7 protein-coding genes and 1 pseudogene are annotated in these 19,682 nt (G+C 75.7%); all 8 read right to left on the bottom strand.

From position 1 onward, the window contains the following. Positions 1 to 43 precede the first annotated feature (43 nt). Positions 44 to 307: pseudogene (locus BLU95_RS39880) on the bottom strand (transposase); the annotation flags it as partial. A gap of 131 nt (positions 308 to 438) precedes the next feature. Beyond that, positions 439 to 978, bottom strand: a complete 540-nt coding sequence (locus BLU95_RS39875; protein WP_159425234.1) for a hypothetical protein — start codon at positions 976 to 978, stop codon at positions 439 to 441. Positions 979 to 1,556: 578 nt separating this feature from the next. Further along, the gene (locus BLU95_RS39870; RefSeq protein WP_231978132.1) at positions 1,557 to 2,927 is read right to left on the bottom strand and encodes an MATE family efflux transporter; all 1,371 of its coding nucleotides are present in this window, start codon (positions 2,925 to 2,927) and stop codon (positions 1,557 to 1,559) included. 116 nt (positions 2,928 to 3,043) lie between these two features. Then, on the bottom strand, positions 3,044 to 4,075 hold the full coding sequence (locus tag BLU95_RS39865) for a MupA/Atu3671 family FMN-dependent luciferase-like monooxygenase (RefSeq protein ID WP_093864335.1): 1,032 nt from the start codon (positions 4,073 to 4,075) through the stop codon (positions 3,044 to 3,046). Next, positions 4,075 to 10,269: a non-ribosomal peptide synthetase gene (locus BLU95_RS39860; protein WP_093864334.1), complete on the bottom strand. Its 6,195-nt coding sequence runs from the start codon at positions 10,267 to 10,269 to the stop codon at positions 4,075 to 4,077. The genes BLU95_RS39865 and BLU95_RS39860 overlap by 1 nt, the downstream gene beginning before the upstream one ends. Positions 10,270 to 10,317: 48 nt before the next feature. After that, on the bottom strand, positions 10,318 to 13,758 hold the full coding sequence (locus BLU95_RS39855; RefSeq protein WP_159425233.1) for a non-ribosomal peptide synthetase: 3,441 nt from the start codon (positions 13,756 to 13,758) through the stop codon (positions 10,318 to 10,320). A gap of 11 nt (positions 13,759 to 13,769) precedes the next feature. Continuing rightward, positions 13,770 to 16,430 (bottom strand): type I polyketide synthase, encoded by a 2,661-nt coding sequence (locus tag BLU95_RS39850; RefSeq protein ID WP_093864332.1) that lies wholly within the window; start codon positions 16,428 to 16,430, stop codon positions 13,770 to 13,772. Continuing rightward, entirely contained in the window at positions 16,427 to 19,645 is a 3,219-nt protein-coding gene (locus BLU95_RS39845) for a non-ribosomal peptide synthetase (RefSeq protein WP_159425232.1), read from the bottom strand. The genes BLU95_RS39850 and BLU95_RS39845 overlap by 4 nt, the downstream gene beginning before the upstream one ends. Positions 19,646 to 19,682 lie beyond the last annotated feature (37 nt).

Raw genomic sequence — 19,682 nt, 5'->3', positions numbered from 1 at the left:
TGCCCGGAATGATGGCGCCTCGTGGCTCACGAGGGCGTACTTGGTCGATCCGCGCTCGCGCCGCCTCCGCAGCCTGCCGGTCGGTGAGCCCTTCCACGAACTGCAACACCAGTACAAGCGCCAGCCGGCCCGGTGACCAGGCAGGCTTCCCGCGCGCTGGGGACAGGTCCGCGAACTGCTCGTCGCACAACAGCGCTCCCAGCTCGTCCCGCACCCGGATCGCCAGACTCCCCTTCGGGAACGCGGCCCGCGCCACCCGAACTGTCTCCGCCGGGATCTCCCCAGACCGCTCCGGTCGCAGCGACATCGACACCCTCCCCGTACGACAACGTCGGTTCCCAGGACCACAACCAGGTCCTGGGAACCGACGTCACGGCGAGGCCGGAAGTAGCCAACAGCGTCCCGGAACCGGGGACGGGCCACCCGCGGTGTGCGGGCTCAGCCGCGGTAGACCTGGAGCTCGCGGACGCTGTCGTTGAAGGAGCCGAGGCTGAAGGCCGGCAGGTCGGGGTCGGGGTTCGACTCCCGCTGGTTCATGTTCCACAGGTGGACCTTGTTGCAGCCGTAGTAGCCGTCCATCGAGGACACGCTCAGCGCGATCTCGTAGTAGTTGACGAGGTGGTAGCCCTCCGCGTCGCAGCCGCCGGCGTCGCCGTAGAACGAGTAGATGCTGGTTTCGCGGTTTTCGTCCTTGTACTCATCCAGGAGCAGCGTGCGGACCGGGGTGTTGCGCTGGCCGGCCGTGCGGTTGGGGGCGTCCGCGAGGGCGAGGGCGTCCTCGCGGGACACGGCCGAGCATGCCTCGCCGAGGACACGGGAGTGCCCGGCGGGATCCAGGGTCTTGCTGACGACGGTCGCACAGTACTGGGCCGCCGTCCTGGACGGCGACTGCGGGGCGGGCGGGGCCGCCGCGACGGTTCCGCCCAGGGCCAGACACACCGCCACAGCGGGACCGACGAGCTTCGGGGACAAACGCATGGACTACCACCAGACGTGGGAGGGGACGGCGGCCGGAACGACCACCGTCCCTCATTTCGACAGAAGCCCCACCGCACCGCCGGATCGACACGCCGCACCACCCCCAGGGCCACCCACCTGCGACAAAGCGGGCCGGGCCCGCCCCCGCGCCGACCCGGACAACACGGCCCCGGCTTCGCGTCAGCGGATGCGCGGACCGCGCTGGTCCTGGCGGCCCCGCGGCGGCCGGACCTGGCGCGGATCGGCTGGACGCTGGTTCGGGGCCCGGTCCTGGCACTGGCGGACGGACTCGGCCCGACGCCCGGTGCGGGCCCAGTGGTCCACGTGAGCTGTCCGCCGCGCTGCTGGAGCCCTACGCGGTCGGCCCGACGCTCGGTCTGGCGGCCGGCTCGGCGGCGCTCGGCGAGGATGGGCCGACGCTGTTCCTCCGCCTGCGACTGCCCGGGCCGAACGACATCTTCTCCCCAAGAGAACTCACAACGACAGCCGAGAGCCTGGCATCCGGATACGTGCTCCCCGCGACGACGGCGGGGCCCGTCCGGTGCGTACCGGACGGGCCCCGCCGTCGTCGCGGGCCGTCAGTGCACCGGCACCGGCCGCTGCACCCGCACGGTGGCGACGGCGAGCGCGCTCTGTCGCAGGAAGCACCAGCCCTGGGCCGCGACCAGGACCAGGTTGGCCACCGCCAGGGTGGCCCAGAGCGCGGTGAGGCCGCCCAGTGAGCCGGCCGGCCCGGCCACCAGGGCGAGCACGCCGTAGCAGACCGCGAAGCAGACCATGCTCGGGAAGGTCCGCTTGACGCCGATCATCCCGAAGCCCAGCAGCGCCTGCAGCGCGTCCGCCAGCACCGCGAGCAGGATCAGCGGCAGCAGGTCGGTCACCCGGGTGTGGATCACCGGGTCGGAGCTGAAGATTCCGAGCACCGGGCCGTGCACGGCGACCAGCAGCCCGCCGAGCAGCACCACGGCCAGCCCGGACACCACCAGTCCGGCCCGCACCCGCAGCCGCAGGCCCACCAGGTCACCGGCCCCGTGCCGCTCGGCGACCAGCGGGATGGTCGCCTGGCCCACCGCGACGGCGGCGGTGAACATCAGGTTCACCAGCGAGAGCGCCACCGAATGGGCCGCGGCCGCCTGGGTGCTGACCCTCGCGGCCACGAAGGCCAGCACGCCCAGCACGGCGAACTTGATCAGCACGGTGGTCGCCAGCGGGAGGCCGACCCTGGCCAGCTCCACCACCTCGCGCACCCGCACCGGCCCGGTGGCGGGCTGCCGCAGCTTCGGCATCCGGCGCAGCGCCACCTGGGCGACGGCCGCGTTGATGCCGGTGGAGGCGGCCATCGCCACACCGGCTCCCGCCAGGCCCAGGGAGGGGACCGGACCGATCCCGATCACCAGCAGCGGGGAGAGCACCAGCGCGGCCGCGGTGCCCGCCAGGCCCGCCCGCATGACCACCTTGGCGCGGTCGAGCCCGATCAGCGTGGCGGAGGCCGCGCTGTCGATCGCGGTGAAGAGGGCGCTGAGCGCCAGCAGCCAGGGGAGGGCGCCGAGCTGGTCCAGCGTCGTGCGCGGTACGCCGCCGGCCCGCCCGATCAGCGGCACCAGCGCCACCGCGACGGCGCCGAGCAGGCCGGTGGCCACACCCAGCCAGAAGCCGTTGCGCACCACCCGCTTCAGCTCGACCGGCCGGTCGGCGTGCTCGGTCACGAACGGCATCACACCGCGCATGCTGCCCGCGATGGCCGCGGTGGCCGGGCCGTAGACGGCCATGGTGACGCCGAACGCCGCCAGCGTGGCCGTGGCGTGCCGGCCCAGTACGGCGGTGTCGACCAGGGCGGCGGCCGAGGAGACGATCATCGAGACGTAGAGGGGGGCCGCGGTGTTGGCGATCTTGACCAGATGGCCGACGAACCCGGGTGCGGGATCGGTGTCGGTCGCTGTGTCGGTCACGGGGTGGCTCCTGGGGCGAGTGTGCGGACGGGGAGAGGGCGAGCGGGGCGGGCAGGACAGGACGGACAGGCCGAGCGGGAGTGACCGGCGGAGCGGGACGAACGGGCAGGCACCGTTCAGAGCCCGGCGCAGGCCCGGTTGAGCGCGGCCAGAGCCTGGAGGCCCGCCAGTACCTGGTCGGTCGGCAGGCCGAAGTCGATCAGGCAGGCGATCTCGTCCACACCGAGCTCGGCCAGTTCGGTGACCAGCGGCAGCGCGGTCTCCGGCGAGCCGATCAGACAGGAGGGGACGAACCGCTCGAAGGCGATCTCCAGCAGGTCGTCCAGATCGGCCTCCGCCGCGGTGCCGACCGGCGCCGTCTCGGGCCGGCGGAGGCCGAACAGGTCGAGCGAGGAGCGCAGGTACTCCTTGAGCGGCGCGCGGGCCCGGTCCAGGGCCGCCGCCGGATCGTGGTCCAGGTGGGTGTGCAGCATCACCGCGACCCGCTCCGCCTGCGGCGGGTGGCCGTGCTCCTCCAGGGCGGTCCCGTAGTCGGCCAGCCGCTCGGCGAGGTCCGCGGTGCTCTGCCCGAGCAGATGGGTCAGCACGCCGGTGCCCAGCTCCCCCGCCAGCCCGAACGTGGCCGGTGACCCCGCCGCGGTGATCCACAGCGGCAGTTCACCGCGCACGGGCCGCGGATGGGTGCGTACCCGGTGGCTCACCCCGTCCGGGCCGGTGCGGGTGACGGTCTCCCCCGCCCACAGCGCCCGTACGTCCGCCAGGTGCTCGCGGAGCACCTCCTTGCGGCGGTCGAACACCTCGGGGGCGAGCACGAAGTCCTGCGGGTTCCAGCCGGAGGCCAGCGCCACCCCGGCGCGGCCGCCGGAGATCCGGTCCACCACCGCCCACTCCTCGGCCACCCGCAGCGGGTCGTGCAGCGGCAGCACCACGCTGCCGGCCCGCACCTCGACGCGGCCGGTCACGGCGGCGACGGCGGCACCGGTGACCGCCGGGTTGGGGAACGGGGCGCCGAACTCGTGGAAGTGCCGCTCGGGGGTCCAGACGGCGGCCAGTCCCTCGGCGTCGGCGAACCGTGCGGCGTCCAGCAGCAGCCGGTACTGCTCGGTCGGCGCGTCGCCGGTGGCGAAGAAGAAGAGGCTGAACTTCATCAGCGGGTGCTCCGATGCTGGGAGGTGGCGGGTGACGGGGTGGCGACCAAGGTCTCGACCGGCTCGGCCGGGGCCTCGAAGAGCAGTGCGTAGAGCGCCTGCCGATAGGCCGTCAGCAGCCGTTCGGCGGCCTCGGGCCCGTCGGCGGCGAGCACTGTGGTGCTGAACCCGGCGACGCCGTCCCGCACCGCCAGGTCGAGGCGGTGGGTCGGCTCGGGGTCCGGGGACTCGATCCAGCGGGCGCCCTCGGGCTCCCGCCCGTCGTCCCAGGCGTAGCCGAACCGGACCTGCGGCAGGCCGGGTGCGGCGAGCTCCGGGTCCGCCGCCGCCAGGTCGGTGTACGGCACGGCGCGCAGCCGCTCCAGTTCGGCCAGCACCGGCTTCAGCCGGTCCAGCAGGACGTGCGGCGGCCGGTCCGCCGCCACGGGTACCGGCAGTGGCACCACGTTGGCGAACGCCCCGACGGATTCGCCGAGTTCCGGGTGGACGCGGCCGTCCAGCGGCACCGACACGCAACCCCCGGGCCGCTGCTCGGTGCGGCTCAGGGCGGTGGCGAGCGCGGCCAGGTGCAGGGCGAAGGGCGAGGTGGCGTGCTCGGCGGCACGGGCCAGCAGGGCGGCCCGCAGCTCGGGCCCGGGCGTCCACCCGGCCCGGCCCACTGGGACCGGCTCCGCTGCGGGCCGGGCCGGTTCCCCCGCGGGGCCGGACGGCAGCCCGTTCTGCAGACGGCGCCAGGCGGCGGCCGCCTCGGCGGCGCGCGGGGTGCCGACCAGCGCGCCGCGCCAGGCGAGGTAGCGCGGGTAGCCGGGGTCGGGCCGGGCGGCGGGGTCGAGGGGTTCGGGCCGGTGGTAGGCGGCGAGAAGGTCGCGTTCCAGCACCTGGAGGCCGAGCCCGTCGAGTGCGGCCAGGTGCACCGTCAGGGCGATCAGCCGGCCCGCGGTGTGCAGGCGCCAGAGCGGCCCGGTGCCCGGGTCGATCAGGTCCTGCCGGGCGGTGGCGCGCAGCCACTCGGCCGGGTCGGCCGGCGTCGGCCGCTCGGGGAGGCGCAGCGCGCGGACCGGGCTCGCCGGCTCCTCGGCCGGGCGCAGCCGCGGTCGGCCGGTCGGCCCGTCGGTGGTCAGCCGCAGGGCGCTGTGCTGGTGGGTCAGCAGGTGTGCCGCCGCGGTCAGCCGGGGCAGGTCCACCTCCTCGGCGAGTTCCAGCACGAAGGTCTTCTGGGCGCGCGGGGAGGTGGTGGCCGCGGTCTCCCGCAGGCCCGGTGGCAGGACGGCGGGCAGCGCGGCCTGCGGCAGCGGCTCGAGCCCGAGCCCGAGCCCGAGCCCGACGGAAGCGTCGTCGGCCCGTGTCGACGGCCGCCCCGCCAGCAGCCGGGCGACGGCCCGCGGGCTCGGGTGCCGGTAGAGCTCGGCGACGGTGAGTGCCCCGGCCAGCCGGTGGCGCAGCGCGTGCACCAGCCGGGCGGCCAGCAGCGAGTGTCCACCGGCGGCGAAGAAGTCCTCGTCGGGCCCCAGCCCGGGCTGTTCCAGGGCGGTGCGGAAGGCGTCGAGCACGGCTTCCGGCACGTCCGGTGCGGCGGCGGGGGTCGCACCGGGGACAGCCGCGGGGGCCCGGCTTCCGGCGACGGGGGCAGCGCCCGGGGCACGGCTTCCGGGCGCGGGCAGCCGCGCGGTGTCGACCTTGCCGTTGGCGTTGACCGGCAGGGCGTCGAGCAGGGTGAAGGTGGCGGGTACGAAGGCGGCGGGCAGTTCGGCCGTGAGCACGGCCCGGGCCCGTGCGGCCAGGTCGTCGGCGGGGCCGGCGGCGACCAGGTAGGCGTCGATCCGCCGCTCCCCCGCCTCCCCGCGCACGGCCAGCGCGACGTCCTGCACCCCGGGGACCCGGCGCAGCGCCAGGTCGATCTCGGCCGGCTCGACCCGGTGGCCGCGGATCTTCAGCTGCTGGTCGTCCCGGCCCAGGAACTCCAGGTCTCCGGAGGGCAGAAGTCGGACCCGGTCGCCGGAGCGGTAGCCGGGCCGCCCGGCCAGGCGGGGGAAGCGCTCGGCGGTCAGCTCGGGCAGCCCCAGGTAGCCGTCCGCGGTGCACGGGCCGGCGATGTCGAGCCGGCCCACCGCTCCCGGGACGACCGGCAGGCCTCCCGGGCGGGCCAGCGAGAGCCGCACGTTCTGGATCGGGCGGCCGATCGGGGCGTGCCGGGGCCACCGCGTGCTCGGGCCGGTGAACCGGTAGGAGGTGACCACATGGGTCTCGGCGGGGCCGTAGTTGTTGACCAGTGCGCAGTCGGGCAGTGCGGTGAGGAAGGCGACGGTGCGGTCGGTGAGCCGCAGTTGCTCGCCGGTGGTGGCGATCTCCCGCAGGCCGGCGAACCGCTCGGGCCGGTCGTGGAAGACCGCGGCCAGCGAGTGCAGCAGCGAGACCGGGAGGATCGCCTTCTCCACCCGGTGCTCGGCGACGAAGTCGGCGAGCAGTTCGTGGTCGTGACGGGTCTCCTCGTCGGCCACGTGCAGCGAGCCGCCGGCGCACAGCGCCGCGAAGATCTCGTGGAAGGCCGCGTCGAAGCCGAGCGAGGCGAACTGCAGCCAGCGCAGCGCCCGGGTGTGGCCCCCGGTCTCCCAGTGGATCAGGTTGGCGAGCGCCCGGTGCGGGAAGACGATGCCCTTCGGCCGGCCGGTCGTCCCGCTGGTGTAGGTCAGGTACGCGGTGGCCGATCCGGGCACCGGGACCGCGGCGAACGGCCGGGGGCCGGCCGGCAGTGCCTTGACGGGGGGCAGTTCGACGGTGCGCAGGGCGGTGGCGAAGGCGGGCGGCACGGGCCCGTCGTGCAGGACGACGGCGGGTGCGCAGTCCTCGGCCATCAGGGCGAGCCGGGCGGTCGGCAGCGTCAGGTCGAGCGGCACGGCGGCGGCGCCCGCCCGCAGCACGCCGAGCACGGCCGCCACCGACCGAGCGTCGCGCGGCAGCGCCAGGCCGACCCGGTCGCCCGGGCGTACGCCGTGGTCCGCCAGCAGGTGGGCGATCGCGGCGGACAGCTCGTCGAGCCGGCGGTACGTCAGGTGCTCGTCCGCGTCGGCCAGGGCGAGCCGGTCGGGATCGCGCTCGGCCCAGTCGGCGACGACCTCGTGCACTGCCCGGTCGGGCACCGTCACCACCGGGCCGCTCAGCGCGGCGGCGGTGTCACCACCGGCCGGGTCCTGCTCGGCCAGGGGGCGCTGCAGTTCGGTGGTGAGCCGTTCCAATAGACGGGCGAAGGCGCGCTGCCAGCCGCGTACGGTAGCCGGGTCGAACCGGTCGGTGTCGTAGAGGAACCGGCCGCCCAGGGTGCCGTCGGGCCGGAACCACCAGTCCAGCGACAGCTCGTAGGGGCTGGAGGGCCGGTCGAAGGGCACCGGGTGCGCGGTCAGGTCGAGGTCCGGCAGCGGTTCGCTCTCGGCCTGGCCGTCCAGCAGGTTGAAGAGCACGCCGACCAGGTCCTCGCCGGGGCGGCCGAGGCGCTGGGCGAGCACCTCGAAGGGCAGGTCCTGGTGGTCGAAGGCGCCGGCCAGGCGGCGGGCGGTGTCGGCCAGCAGGGCGTCGAAGCCGCGGGCCGGGTCCAGGACGGTGCGCACCGGCAGGGTGTTGACGAAGTTGCCGACCAGCTCGGCGGTCTGCGGGCGGTGCCGCCCCGAGACCGGTACCCCGATCACCAGGTCGGTGCTGCCGCTCAGGCCGCCCAGCAGCGTGCCGAAGGCCGCGAGGACCACGGTGAACGGCGTCACCCGGGCGCGTTGGGCGGTGGAGCGGACCAGCGCGGTCTGCTCGGGGGTGAGGGTGAACTCGAGCTGGGCGCCGCGGAAGCGGCGTTCGGCGGCCCGTGGGCGGTCGCCGGGGAGTTCGGGCGCGCCCGGCGCGTCGGCGAGTTCGGTGCGCCAGTAGGCGAGTTGGCGGTCCGCGGCCGGGGAGTCGAGGAAGTCCGCACCGGCGCGCAGCATGTCCGCGAGCCGGCCGGTCAGGTCCGGCAGTTCGGCGTGCGTACGGCCGGACCGGCGGGCCAGCAGCCGGTACAGGTCGGCCAGCAGGATCCCGGTGGACCGGGCGTCGGCGCAGATGTGGTGCACCGAGAGCGCCAGGACGTGCCGCCGCTCCCCCAGTCGCAGCAGTGCGGCGCGCAGGGCGGGCGGTCGGTCCAGCGGGAGCGGCTGGACCAGCAGGTCGGTGACGGCCCGCTCCAGCTCGCGCTCGTCGGCGAGTTCGACCACCGGCAGCGGCACCGGCCCGGGATCGACCACCTCGCACTCGGGCCGTCCGCCGCTCTGGTGGTAGCGCAGCCGGAGTGCCTCGTGCCGTCGCACCAGGTCGCCCAGCGCCTGTTCCAGCAGGGCCGGGTCGAGCGGGCCGCGGAGTTCGGCGAGCACCGGGACGTGGTAGGCGGTGGCCGCACCGGGCAGCTCCGCCAGGTAGAGGAACCGCTCCTGGAGGGCGCTGACCGGCAGCAGGACGCGCTGCTCGGCGGCGGGGCCGGACCCGACCCTGGGCTGTGCGGAGCCCGCCCCGACCCCGGACCGAACGGCGCCGGACCCGACGCCGGACTGTGCGGGGCCCGCCCCGGCGAGCAGCTCGGCGAGCCGTTCGGGCGTGGGGTCCCCGAGGAAGGTGCCGAACGGCAGCTCGACCTGCCAGCGGCTCTCGGCGCCGGCGACCAGCTGCTGGGCCGTCAGGGAGTCGCCGCCCAGCACGAAGAGGTCGTCGTCCGGCTCCGGCCGCCCGGTCCCGAGCGCCTCGGCGAACAGGTCGAGCGCCACCTCCGCCCAGTCCGGGGCCGTCGCGCCGGTCCCCGGTTCCTCCTGGAGCGGCCGGGGCGGCGGCGTGCTCGGCAGCCAGTGCCGCTTGCGGTCGAACGGGGTGAGCGGGCCGCCCGGTCCGCCCCGGGCACCCTCGGGGGCCTCCTCGACCAGCACGTGCACATTGGTGCCGCCGACGCCGAAGGAGCTGACCCCGGCCAGCCGCGGCGCCCCGCCCGGCCAGGGGCGGCTCCCGGCGCCGATCTCGAACGGGGTGGTGGCCAGGTCCAGGTGCGGGTTCGGGCGCTCGAAGCCGCGCACCCCGGGCAGGGTGCGGTGGCGCAGCGCCAGCACGGCGGCGATCAGCCCGGCCACCCCGGCCGCCGAGTCCAGGTGACCGATCGCGGACTTGACCGCACCCAGCGCGCAGCCGCCGACCGCGCCGGTCGAGGCGCGGAAGGCCTCGGTGAGCGCGGCCACCTCGATCGGGTCGCCGAGCGCGGTGGCGGTGCCGTGCGCCTCCAGGTAGCCGATCCGGTCGGCGCTCACCCCCGCGTCCCGGTGCACGCCGGCGATCAGCTCGGCCTGCCCCTCGACGCTGGGCGCGGTGTAGCCGCTCTTGCGGTCGCCGTCGTTGTTGATGCCGCTGGCCCGGATCACCGCCAGCACCCGGTCGCCGTCGGCGAGCGCGTCGTCGAGGCGGCGCAGCACGACCAGGCCGACGCCGCTGGCGAAGACGGTGCCCTCGGCCCGGTCGGAGAACGGTCGGCACCGGCCGTCCGGCGAGACGATGCCCCCCTCGGTGTACTGGTAGCCGTGGTCCTCGGGCCGGACGGCGGCGCCGCCGGCCAGCATCGTGTCGGCCTCGTAGTCCAGCAGCGCCCGGCAGGCCAGGTGGACGGCCGCGAGGCTGCCGGAGCAGCCGCAGTCCACCGCGAGCGCGGGGCCGGTGAGCCCCAGCCGGTAGGCGATCCGGGTGGCCGTGAAGCCGCGGTCGCTGCCCATCAGCACCCGGTGCCAGCCGTGCCGGTCGACCACCTCGGGGTGGGCCAGGACGTGCCGCAGCAGGTAGTCGGAGTGGTTGAGGGCGACGAACACGCCGGTGCGGCCGCGCCGCGCGGCCGGGAGTGCGGCGTCGTCCAGCGCGTGGACGGCCGCCTCCAGCAGGAACCGCTGCTGGGGATCGGTCAGCGCGGCCTCGGCGGGGGTCATGCCGAAGTACTCGGCGTCGAACAGGGCGGGGTCGGCGAACCGTTTGCGGACCCCCACCCAGCGGTCCTCGGCCGGCCACTGCTCGCTCGGCACGGTCTCGGTCGGGTCGATGCCGTCGCGCAGCAGCTCCCAGAACTCCTCCGGGGAGTCGGCGCCGGGTACCCGGCAGGCCATGCCGACGACGGCGATCGCGTCGGCCGCCCCGGTCTCCCAGTCACTCTCGGTCATGTCGCTCTCCAGGTCGGGATCGTCGGTGGTGACAGGGCCTCGAGGGCCTCAGGGGGCGGCCGGTCCGGCGCCCTCGGCCAGCCGCTTGCGGCGCACCTGCTCGCGGCGGCGCCGACGGGCGTCCGAGACCTCGGCCGGGGCGGTGGCGGCCGGGGCGGCGGCCTGGGTCGCGGCTGCGGGCGCGCCGCTCAGGTGGGCGGCGAAGCCCCGCACCGTCGGGTGACGGAAGAGGTCGACGATCCGGCTCTGCGGCGCCACCCGTTCGCGGACGGCGGCCAGCAGCGCGGCGACCAGCAGCGAGCTGCCGCCGGACTGGAAGAAGTCGTCGTCCACGCCCAGGTCCGGCCGGCCCAGCACCTGCTGCCAGCAGGCGAGCAGCCCGGCCTGCACCTCGTCGGCGGGGGCCGCCGACGGCGCCGCGGAGGGCTCCGGCGGGTCGGGCAGGGCGCGCCGGTCGACCTTGCCGCCGGTGGTGGTCGGAAGCGCGGGCAGCTCGACCCAGGCGGTAGGCACGTACGGGTCGGGCAGTTCGGCGGCCAGTGCGGCCCGCAGCTCCTGCGGGTCCGGCGCGGCGGTGGGGTCGGCCGGCACGTAGTAGGCCGTCAGCACGGCCCGGCCGCCCGGCCGGCGGACCGCCGCGGCGCCGGCGGCGACCGCGGGCAGCGCGAGCAGCGTGCGCTCGATCTCCTCCAGTTCGATCCGGTAGCCGTTGACCTTGACCTGGTTGTCCAGCCGGCCGACCAGTTCCAGGTCGCCGCCGGGCAGCCGGCGGGCCAGGTCGCCGGTGCGGTAGCCGCGGGCGCCGCCGGGCAGGGTGACGAACCGCTGGGCGGTCAGCTCCGGCGCGCCCGCGTAACCGGGCGCCACGCCGTGGCCGGTGAGCACGAGCTCGCCGAACATCCCGGTGGGCAGCGGCCGCAGCGCGTGGTCCACCACCACCGCGCCGGTGTTGGCGAGGGGGCGGCCGACCAGGATCCGCTCGGGCTCGGCGGGCACCTCCCAGGCGGTGGACCAGACGGTGGTCTCGGTCGGCCCGTAGACGTTGAGCACCCGGGGGATGCCGAGGCCCTTGAGCCGGACGGCCAGCTCCCGGTCGAGCGGTTCCCCTCCGACCAGCAGCAGACGCAGCCGGGCCAGCGCGGCCGGGCCGTCCGCCAGCCGCAGCACGGTGCGCAGCAGGGTCGGGGTGGCCTGCAGGGCGTCGGCGCCGCTCGCGGTGAGCAGCTCGGGCACGGTGAGCGGACCGGCGGGGTCGGCGGTGGCCAGGGTCTCGGCGTTCTCCGCCAGTACCACCGGCACTCCGCGGGCCAGGGTCCACAGCAGTTCGACCACGGCGATGTCGAAGGTCACCGCCGTGACGGCCAGCCAGTGGGCCCGCTCCGGCAGCGGCACGGCCCGGTCGAGCGCGTCGAAGAGCGAGGCGAGGTTGCCGTGGCTGATCTCCACGCCCTTGGGCCGGCCGGTGGAGCCGGACGTGAAGATCAGGTAGGCGGTCTCCCCGGGAGCGGGGCGGTGGGCGGGCACCGGCGCGGCCGGGGCGGCGGGCAGCCGGTCGAGTTCGAGGCGGTGGCCGGTGAACCCCGGGCAGTGCGCCGCGTACTCCGGGCCGGTCAGCAGGGCGGTGCAGCCCGCGTCGGCGAGCATCGCGGTCAGCCGGGCCTGCGGGTCGCGGCCGTTGAGCGGCACGTAGGCGAGGCCGGCCCGCCAGACGCCCAGCAGGGCGGCGACCAGGTCGGGCGAGCGGCCGACCAGCAGGCCGACGCGGTCGCCGGGCCGCAGTCCGGCGGCGCGCAGTCCGGCGGCCACCGCTTCGGCCCGGTCGGCGAGTTCGGCGCCGGTGCGGCGGAGGTCGCGGAAGCCCAGCAGCGGTTCCCGCCCGCCCTCGGTCAGCCGGGCGGCGATCCGCTCCGGAACGGGCCTCCAGTCGTCGCCGGGCGGCGGCGCGCTCGGCAGCTCCTCCCGGCGGGTCGGCTCGTCCTCCGGGCCGAGCAGTGAGAGCTCACCGACCGGGCGGTCCGGCCGTTCGGCCATCGCGGTGACCAGCCGCTCGAACCAGCGGACCAGGCGCCGGGCGTCCTGCGCGCTGAACAGCGCCGTGGCGTGGATGAGCTGACCGAGGTAGCCGTCCTCCTCCTGGCGCAGCTTCAGCATCAGGTCGTACTGGGCCGAGTACACCGGCTCGGGTGCCGGACCGGTGGTGATCCCGGGCAGCTCCAGCTCGGCGTCGGGGTAGCTCTGGTAGATGAAGATGCTCTGGAAGATCGGCGCGTGCGCGCTGCTGCGCTCCGGCGCGACCTCCTGCACCACCTGGTCGAAGGGGAGGTCCTGGTTGGCGAAGGCGTCGAACGCGGAGCGGCGCACCCGGGCCAGGTAGTCGAGCACGCTCTCCCGCTCGTCGATCACGGTGCGGACGGTGATCGAGTTGAAGAACAGACCGAGGGTCTGCTCCAGCGCGGTGTACGGCCGGCTGGCCAGCGGGCTGCCGATCGCGATGTCGGTTCCGCGGGCCATCCGGGAGAGCAGCAGCGAGTAGGCGGCCATGAAGACCACGTACGGCGTGGCGGCCGAGCGTTCGCACAGTTCGCGGACCAGGCCGAGGGTGCGCTCCGAGAGCCGGAAGTCCAGGCCCTCGCCGCGGTAGCTCTGGACGGCCTCCCGCTGCTGGCCCTGCGAGGTCTCGACCAGCGGCGGCAGATCGGCCAGTTGCCCGCGCCAGAAAGCCTTCTGGCGCCGCGCCAGTTCGCTGCCCAGCCAGGACCGCTCCCAGACGGCGTAGTCCGCGTACTGGACCGCGAGTTCGGGCAGCTCGGCGGGCCGGCCCTGGACCCGGGCCGCGTACAGCTCGGAGAGTTCGCGCCGGATCACGCCGGTGGACCAGCCGTCGGAGATCACGTGGTGCTGGGTGACCACCAGGATCCAGCGCCGTTCGGCGCAGTGGACGAGGTCGAACCGCACCAGCGGCGCGACCGCGAGGTCGAACCGGGTGCGGGTGATCTCGTCCATCAGCGGGTCCAGCGCCTCCGCCGGAGCACCGGTCAGGTCGTGGCGGCGGAAGTCGGCCCGCAGGTCGGGCAGGATCACCTGGCGCAGGCCCTCCGGCGACTCCCGCAGCGCGGTGCGCAGCGCCTCGTGGCGCTCGGTCAGCCGGTCGGCGGCCCAGCGCAGCGCCTCCTCGTCCAGCTCGCCGGTGAGCGTGGTGGCGAAGTACATGTTGTAGACCGGCAGGTCGGTGGCGAGCTGCTCGATCAGCCAGAGCCGCTGCTGGGCGTAGCTGGCGGGCAGCGGCCGGGACCGGTCGGCCCGCTCGATCCGCACCGCGCGGCGGGCCTCCTCCTCCGCCCGCTCGCGCAGGAACTGCAGGATCTCCTCGCGGCGGGCGCGGATCAGCTCGGTGGTGGGGCCGTCGAGCACGCCGGCGGGGGCGCTGACCGAGAGCTTCCGGTCCGCGGCGGCCAGCCGTACTCCGCGGCGGGAGAGGTCTTCCAGCAAACCGATGAGCGTCACAGTTCGACCAGGTCCAATCCGTCGTCGGCGCTCCCGGTGGTCAGGGAGCTGTAGAGGCGGTCGGCGGCCAGCTCGGCCTCGACCAGGGCGGCGGTGTCCGCGAGGGTGTCTGCGTCCAGGAAGTCGCCGAGGGTGAGCCGGACCCCGAACCGTTCGCGGATCCGGGTCAGCACCTGGGCCGCGATGATCGAGTGGCCGCCGAGCGCGTAGAAGTTGTCGTCGGCGGCGGGCTCGTCGATGCCGAGCACCTCGGCCCAGATCGCGGCGAGTCCGCCCCGCACGTCCGGCGGGAGCTGCGACGCCCCGCCGGGCCGCTCCCGCAGCGCCGCGAGGGGGGCCAGGGCGCTGCCGGCGGGGGTGGCGGGGCCGACGGGGGTGGCGGCCGGGTGCCAGTGGCGGTCCCGCCGGAAGGGGTAGCGCGGCAGGGCGAAGCGGGCCGGCCGGGGTCCGGCGGGGCGCAGGGCGGCCCAGTCGACCGTGGCGCCGCGCTCCCAGCAGTACGCGACCAGCCGCAGCAGCGCGACGCGGTCCGCCGGGTCCCCGACCCGGGGCAGCCGCTCGTCCGGCGACGGTCCGGGGGTGCCGAAGGCCGCCGTTTCGACGAGCGTGGCGAGTTCGGTGCCGGTGAGGGGGTGTCCGGCCACGAGGCTGCGGTCCAGCGCGGCGGAGCGCAGCCCGATCCGGGGCGGCTCGGGCCGGGTGCCGGTCAGCTCGGCGACCAGGGCGGCCAGCACCCGATGGCCCTCGGTACCGGCGCCGCGGTCCAGGGCGGCCAGCGCCTGGGCCTGGCGGCCGGCGAAGTCCCGGGCGCGGTCGGCCGGGAGCGCCCCGCTGTGCGCGAGGGCCGCGAACTCGCCGGCGCCCTCGGCGTGCAGCGCGGTCGGGACGATGCCCAGCCGGGCCAGCGCCTCCAGACCGGCCAGCTGGGCGTCGAACTCCCGCCCGGCGGCGTCCGCGACGGCGTCGGCCTCGGCGTCGGCGGAGCCGGCTGCGAGGGACGTGGTGGGCGAGGTGGGCGCGAGTGCCAGCACCAGCTCGCGGTCGGTCACCGGCTCCAGCTCGGCCAGCGCGGACAGGTCGTCCGGGTCACCGACCACCAGGGCGCGGCGCAGCTCGCGCGGGCGCCGGTCGTCCTGCAGCGCGGCCGCCAGTGCGGCCAGTGCCTGCGCCGGACCGGTGCGGCCGACCGTGGCCGCGGCGGCGAGCAGGTCCGCCCGGGCCTGGGCGAAGGCGCTCGGGGTGTGTGCGGAGACCGGCAGGAGCTGCGGCTGCGGCCCTTCCGACGCGGGAGCGGCCGCCGGGGCGGTCGCGGTCACGGGAACGGGGGCGCTCGCCGGGGCGGTCCCCGGAACGGGAGCGGTCGCCGGGGCGGTCGCGGTCGGGGGCTGTTCGACGATCAGATGGGCGTTGGTGCCGCCGACACCGAGCGCGGTGACCGCCGCACGGCGCGGACCGTCGGCCTGCGGCCACGGCTCGGTGGCGGTGACCACCCGCAGACCGCTGCCGGCCAGGTCGATCGCCGGGTTGAGCCGCCGGTGGCCGCGGGTCGCGGGGACGACGCCCTCGCGGACCGCCAGCACCGCCTTGACCAGCCCGGCCACGCCGGCCGCACCGTCCAGGTGACCGACCGTCGACTTGACGGCGCCGATCGCGCACGGGCTGCTCACACCCAGCACCCGGCGGGCCTCCAGCAGCGCGGCCAGCTCGACCGGGTCGCCGAGCGGTGTGCCGGTGCCGTGCGCCTCCAGGAGGCCGACCGTCGCCGGGTCGATCGCCGCGTCCTCCAGCGCCGCCAGGATCACCTCGCGCTGCCCGGCGACGCTGGGCGCGGCGAAGCTGAGCCGGTCCGCGCCGTCGTTGTTCAGCGCGGAGCCGCGGATGACGGCGTGCACGGTGTCACCGCTCGCCAGGGCGTCCGCGAGGCGCTTGAGCACCAGGACCCCGGCGCCGCTGCCGGGCACCGTGCCGTCGGCGTCCGCGTCGAACGGCCGCAGCGCGCCGGTGGCGGAGAGCACGCCGCCGTCCTCGGCCAGGTAGCCGTGCTCCTGCGGGAGCGCGAGCGAGACCGCGCCGGCCAGCGCGGCGTCGCACTCGCCGTTGAGCAGGCTGGTCCGGGCCAGGTGCACGGCGGCCAGCGCGGTGGAGCAGAGGCTCTGCACGAACACGCTCGGTCCGCGCAGGTCCAGGTGGTACGAGATCCGCAGCGGCAGTGCGGCGGCGGAGCTGCCCAGGCCGGGATCGGCGCCGGCCGCCCGGAGCAGCTCGCCGTAGCGGTTCTCCCCGCTGCCGCAGAAGACGCCGATCCGCCGGTCGGCGGGCAGCCGGGCCCAGCCGGCGTCCTCCAGGGCGTGCAGCGCCTCCTCCAGCATCACCCGCTGCTGGGGGTCCATGGCGGCGGCCTCGGCCGGGGCGAGGCCGAAGTAGGCGGCGTCGAAGTACTCGGTGTCGGCCGCCCGGCCCGCCACCGCGAGGTAGCGGGGGTCCTCGGCCACGTCGTCCGGCACGCCGGCGGCGGTGAGTTCCGCCGGGGTGGCCGGCTCGAGCGCGCTGCCGCCGGCGAGCAGCAGCGCCCAGTAGTCGTCGACGGTCGGGGCGCCCGGAAGGCGTACGGACATGCCGACCACGGCGACGGCGCGGTCGTCGGTGCTTGGGGTCATCGGAGTCCTTGGTGCGGGGCCGGGGCGCTCAGCGCGGCTGCCACGGCGGCGACGGTGGGGAACTTGAACAGGTCGGTGACCGGCAGATCGGCCTGCAGCTCGCGCCGCAGCCGGGCGTGCAGGCGGATCAACTGGAGGGAACTCCCGCCGAGTTCGAAGAGACTGAGATCGCGCGGGATGTGCTCCTCGGCGATCTGCAGGACGTCCGCCCAGAGCGCGGCGAGCCTGCGCTCCAGGCCGGGGCGTGGACGGCGCGGGGCCGCCAGCGGCCCGTCGGCGGGCGTGGCGGAGCTCGGCGCGGGCAGCGCCCGCAGATCCACCTTGCCGCTCGCGGTGAGCGGGAACTCGAGCAGTTCGACGAAAAGTTGGGGCAAGTACCCGGCCGGCAGGGTGCGGGCCAGCGCGGCCCGCAGCTCGGCGGCCTCGACGGCCACCTGCCGGTGCGCCAGGTAGTACAGGGTGAGCCGGTCACCGCTGTCGCCGGTGAGGGCGGCGACGGCGTCCCGGACCCCGGGGTGGGCGAGCGCAGCGGCGACCAGCTCCGCGGTCTCCAGTCGCACCCCGCGCACCTTCAACTGACCGTCCGTCCGGCCGAGGTAGCGCAGCCGACCGGATCCGTCGCGGCGCACCAGGTCGCCGGTGCGGTAGAGGCGGGGAACCGGCCGCTCGGGCTGGTCGGGCAGCTCGGACTGCTCTTTGCCGGCACCGAACGGATCGGGCCGGAAGGACCGGCCGGTCAGATCGGGCCGGTTGAGGTAGCCGGTCGCCAGTGGCATTCCGCCGAGGTGGAGTTCCCCGACGAACCCGTCGGGCAGCAGCTGGTCGCCGACGCCGAGCACCAGAGCCCGGCAGCCGTCGATCGGCCGGCCGATCGGCACCGTGCCGTCCTGGCCCGCCGTGCCGTCCTGGTTCTCCGTGCCGTCCCGGTCCGCCGGGTCGGCGGCCGACCAGCGGTGGAAGGTGGCGTCGATGGCGGCCTCGGTGGGCCCGTAGAGGTTGACCACCTCCGCCCCGCACCGCTCGGCGGTCCTGGCGGCCAGGGCCTGGTCGAGCACCTCGCCGCCGAAGCAGACCAGCCGGATCCGCCCGTGGTCCAGCCCGGCCGGCTCGGCCAGCACGGCCTTGGCCAGGGTCGGGACGAACTGCACCACGGTGACGCCCAGTTCGATCATCTCCCGGGCCAGGACGGCCGGGTCGCGGTGCGCCCAGGACGGGGCCACCACCACGGCCGCGCCGACGGTCAGCGGGAGCAGGTACTCCCAGACCGAGGCGTCGAAGACCGCGGGGGTCTTGAAGTAGACCCGGTCCTCGGGGCCGAGCCCGAACTCTGCGGCCTTCCAGCGCAGGTTGTTCGCCAGCGCCCGGTGCGGCACACCGACACCCTTGGGCTGGCCGGTGCTGCCGGAGGTGGTGATCACATAGGCGCCGTCGGCACCGCCCACCGCACGATCGGGTCCGTCCACGGCGAGGCCGGGTCCGGCGGTCTCCGGCGTCCCGTCGAGCGACGCACCGACCACCACCGTCCCGGCCGCGGCCCAGGCGGGCCGGCCCCCGTCGGCGGTGATCAACCCGGCACTGCCGGTGTCGGCCAACAGGTAGGCCAGCCGGCGCGGCGGCTGCTCGGTGTCCAGCGGGAAGAAGGAACAGCCGGCGCGCAGCACACCGAGCGCGGCGGCAACGAACTCCGGCGAGCGCGGCAGGCCGAGCGCCACGACCGAGCCGGGCGCGACCCCCCGGTCCACCAGCCCGGCGGCGATCCGACCGGAGGCGTCGGCCAACTGCCGGTAGTTCCAGCTGTGTTCTGCCGTCACCAGGGCGGTGGCCGAAGGTGTGCGCCGGCTGTGCCCGAGGAACAGCTCGGTCACCGGAACGGGCTCTCCCGGGTACGGCCCGGGGTCGAGCAGCCGCTCGCGCTCGGCCTGGTCGACCAGCTCCACCGCGAGCGCGGGTGCGGCCGGGTGCTCGACCACCTGGGCGAGCACCCGGGCGAACGCGGCGCCGATCCGCCGGGCCCGGTCGGCCGGGCAGCGGGCCGGGTCGTACTGCAGTCGGGCGGTGGTCCCTCCGGGCGAGGTCTCCACCGCGATCAGCAGTCCGGTCTTCGGGGACCGGGGGTAGACCGGGATCCGCTCCACCGCCAGGCCGTCCAGCGTCAGGTCCGTCCCGGTCAGGTCGTGCAACGAGAGCATCACGGCGGGCTCGTCCGGCGCGCGCAGGTCGGCGCCCGGGGCGTTCTGGTGCTCGAGGCAGTCGAAGAGCCGGTCGGCCGCCCGGGCGACGTACGCGGCCAGCGTCTCCCCCGGGAGCGGCTCCAGGCTGCGGAACGGCAACAGGTCGGTGAAGAGCCCGACGCCCTCCGGGTGGGCCGCCCGGTTCCAGTCCACCGCCGGGTAGCTCAGCAGCGCCTCGCCCTCGCGGCCCAGCAGGTGATGGGCGGTCAGCGAGAGGGCACCGAGCAGCAGGGAGAAGAGCGAGGCCCGCTCACGGTGCACCGCCGCCTCCAGGCCGGCGGGCAGCTCGATCGCGAACTCACCGGCCACCTGGCCGACGGCCACACCGCGCGCCCGGCCCGCCGCACGGGCGGGCAGGCCGGCCAGGTAGCCGCGCCAGAACTCCGCGTTGCGGTCCGCCGCGGCTCCCGCGAGCTCCCGCTGCTGCTCCAGCGCATAGGTCACATAGGAGAGTTCGGGCACGGGGGGCTCGATCGGACGCCCACCGAGCGCCGCCCCGTAGGCCTCGGACAGGCCGGCGCCGAGCAGCGCGACCGACGGCGCGTCGATCACCAGGTGGTCGTACACCATCAGCAGGACGGACTCCGCACTGTTCCGGACACGGATCAGGTGGGCGGCGAAGCGCAACGGCGCCTCGGGGTCGAACGGGCGCGAGGCGAGTTCGCGCAGCAGTTCGCCACCGTCCGGATCCACCGGTTCGTGCACCGTGAGCACCCGCCCGGGGGGCGGTGCGACGGTCTGCCAGGGCCCTTCGTCGAAGGAACGCGGCCCCGCGGTGGCGCCGGGGAGTTCTTCGACCACCCGTGCGCACAGCACGGGATGGGCGAGAGCAAGATGCCGCAGCGCACGGTCCAGCGCCTCGGGGTCCACCTCCCCGCTCAGCCGGAAGGCCATCGGTATGTGATAGGAATCGCCGCCGCGATCGAGCAACTGCGCCATCCAGACGGCTTCCTGTTGTCTCGTCAGCCGTGTGACGACAGGCATGACACTGTCCATCCCCCACCTCCGGCTATACAATGTC

It is taken from the genome of Streptomyces sp. TLI_053 (assembly GCF_900105395.1).
Taxonomy (GTDB): Bacteria; Actinomycetota; Actinomycetes; order Streptomycetales; family Streptomycetaceae; genus Kitasatospora.
This window is presented reverse-complemented; position numbering and strand designations above follow the sequence as displayed.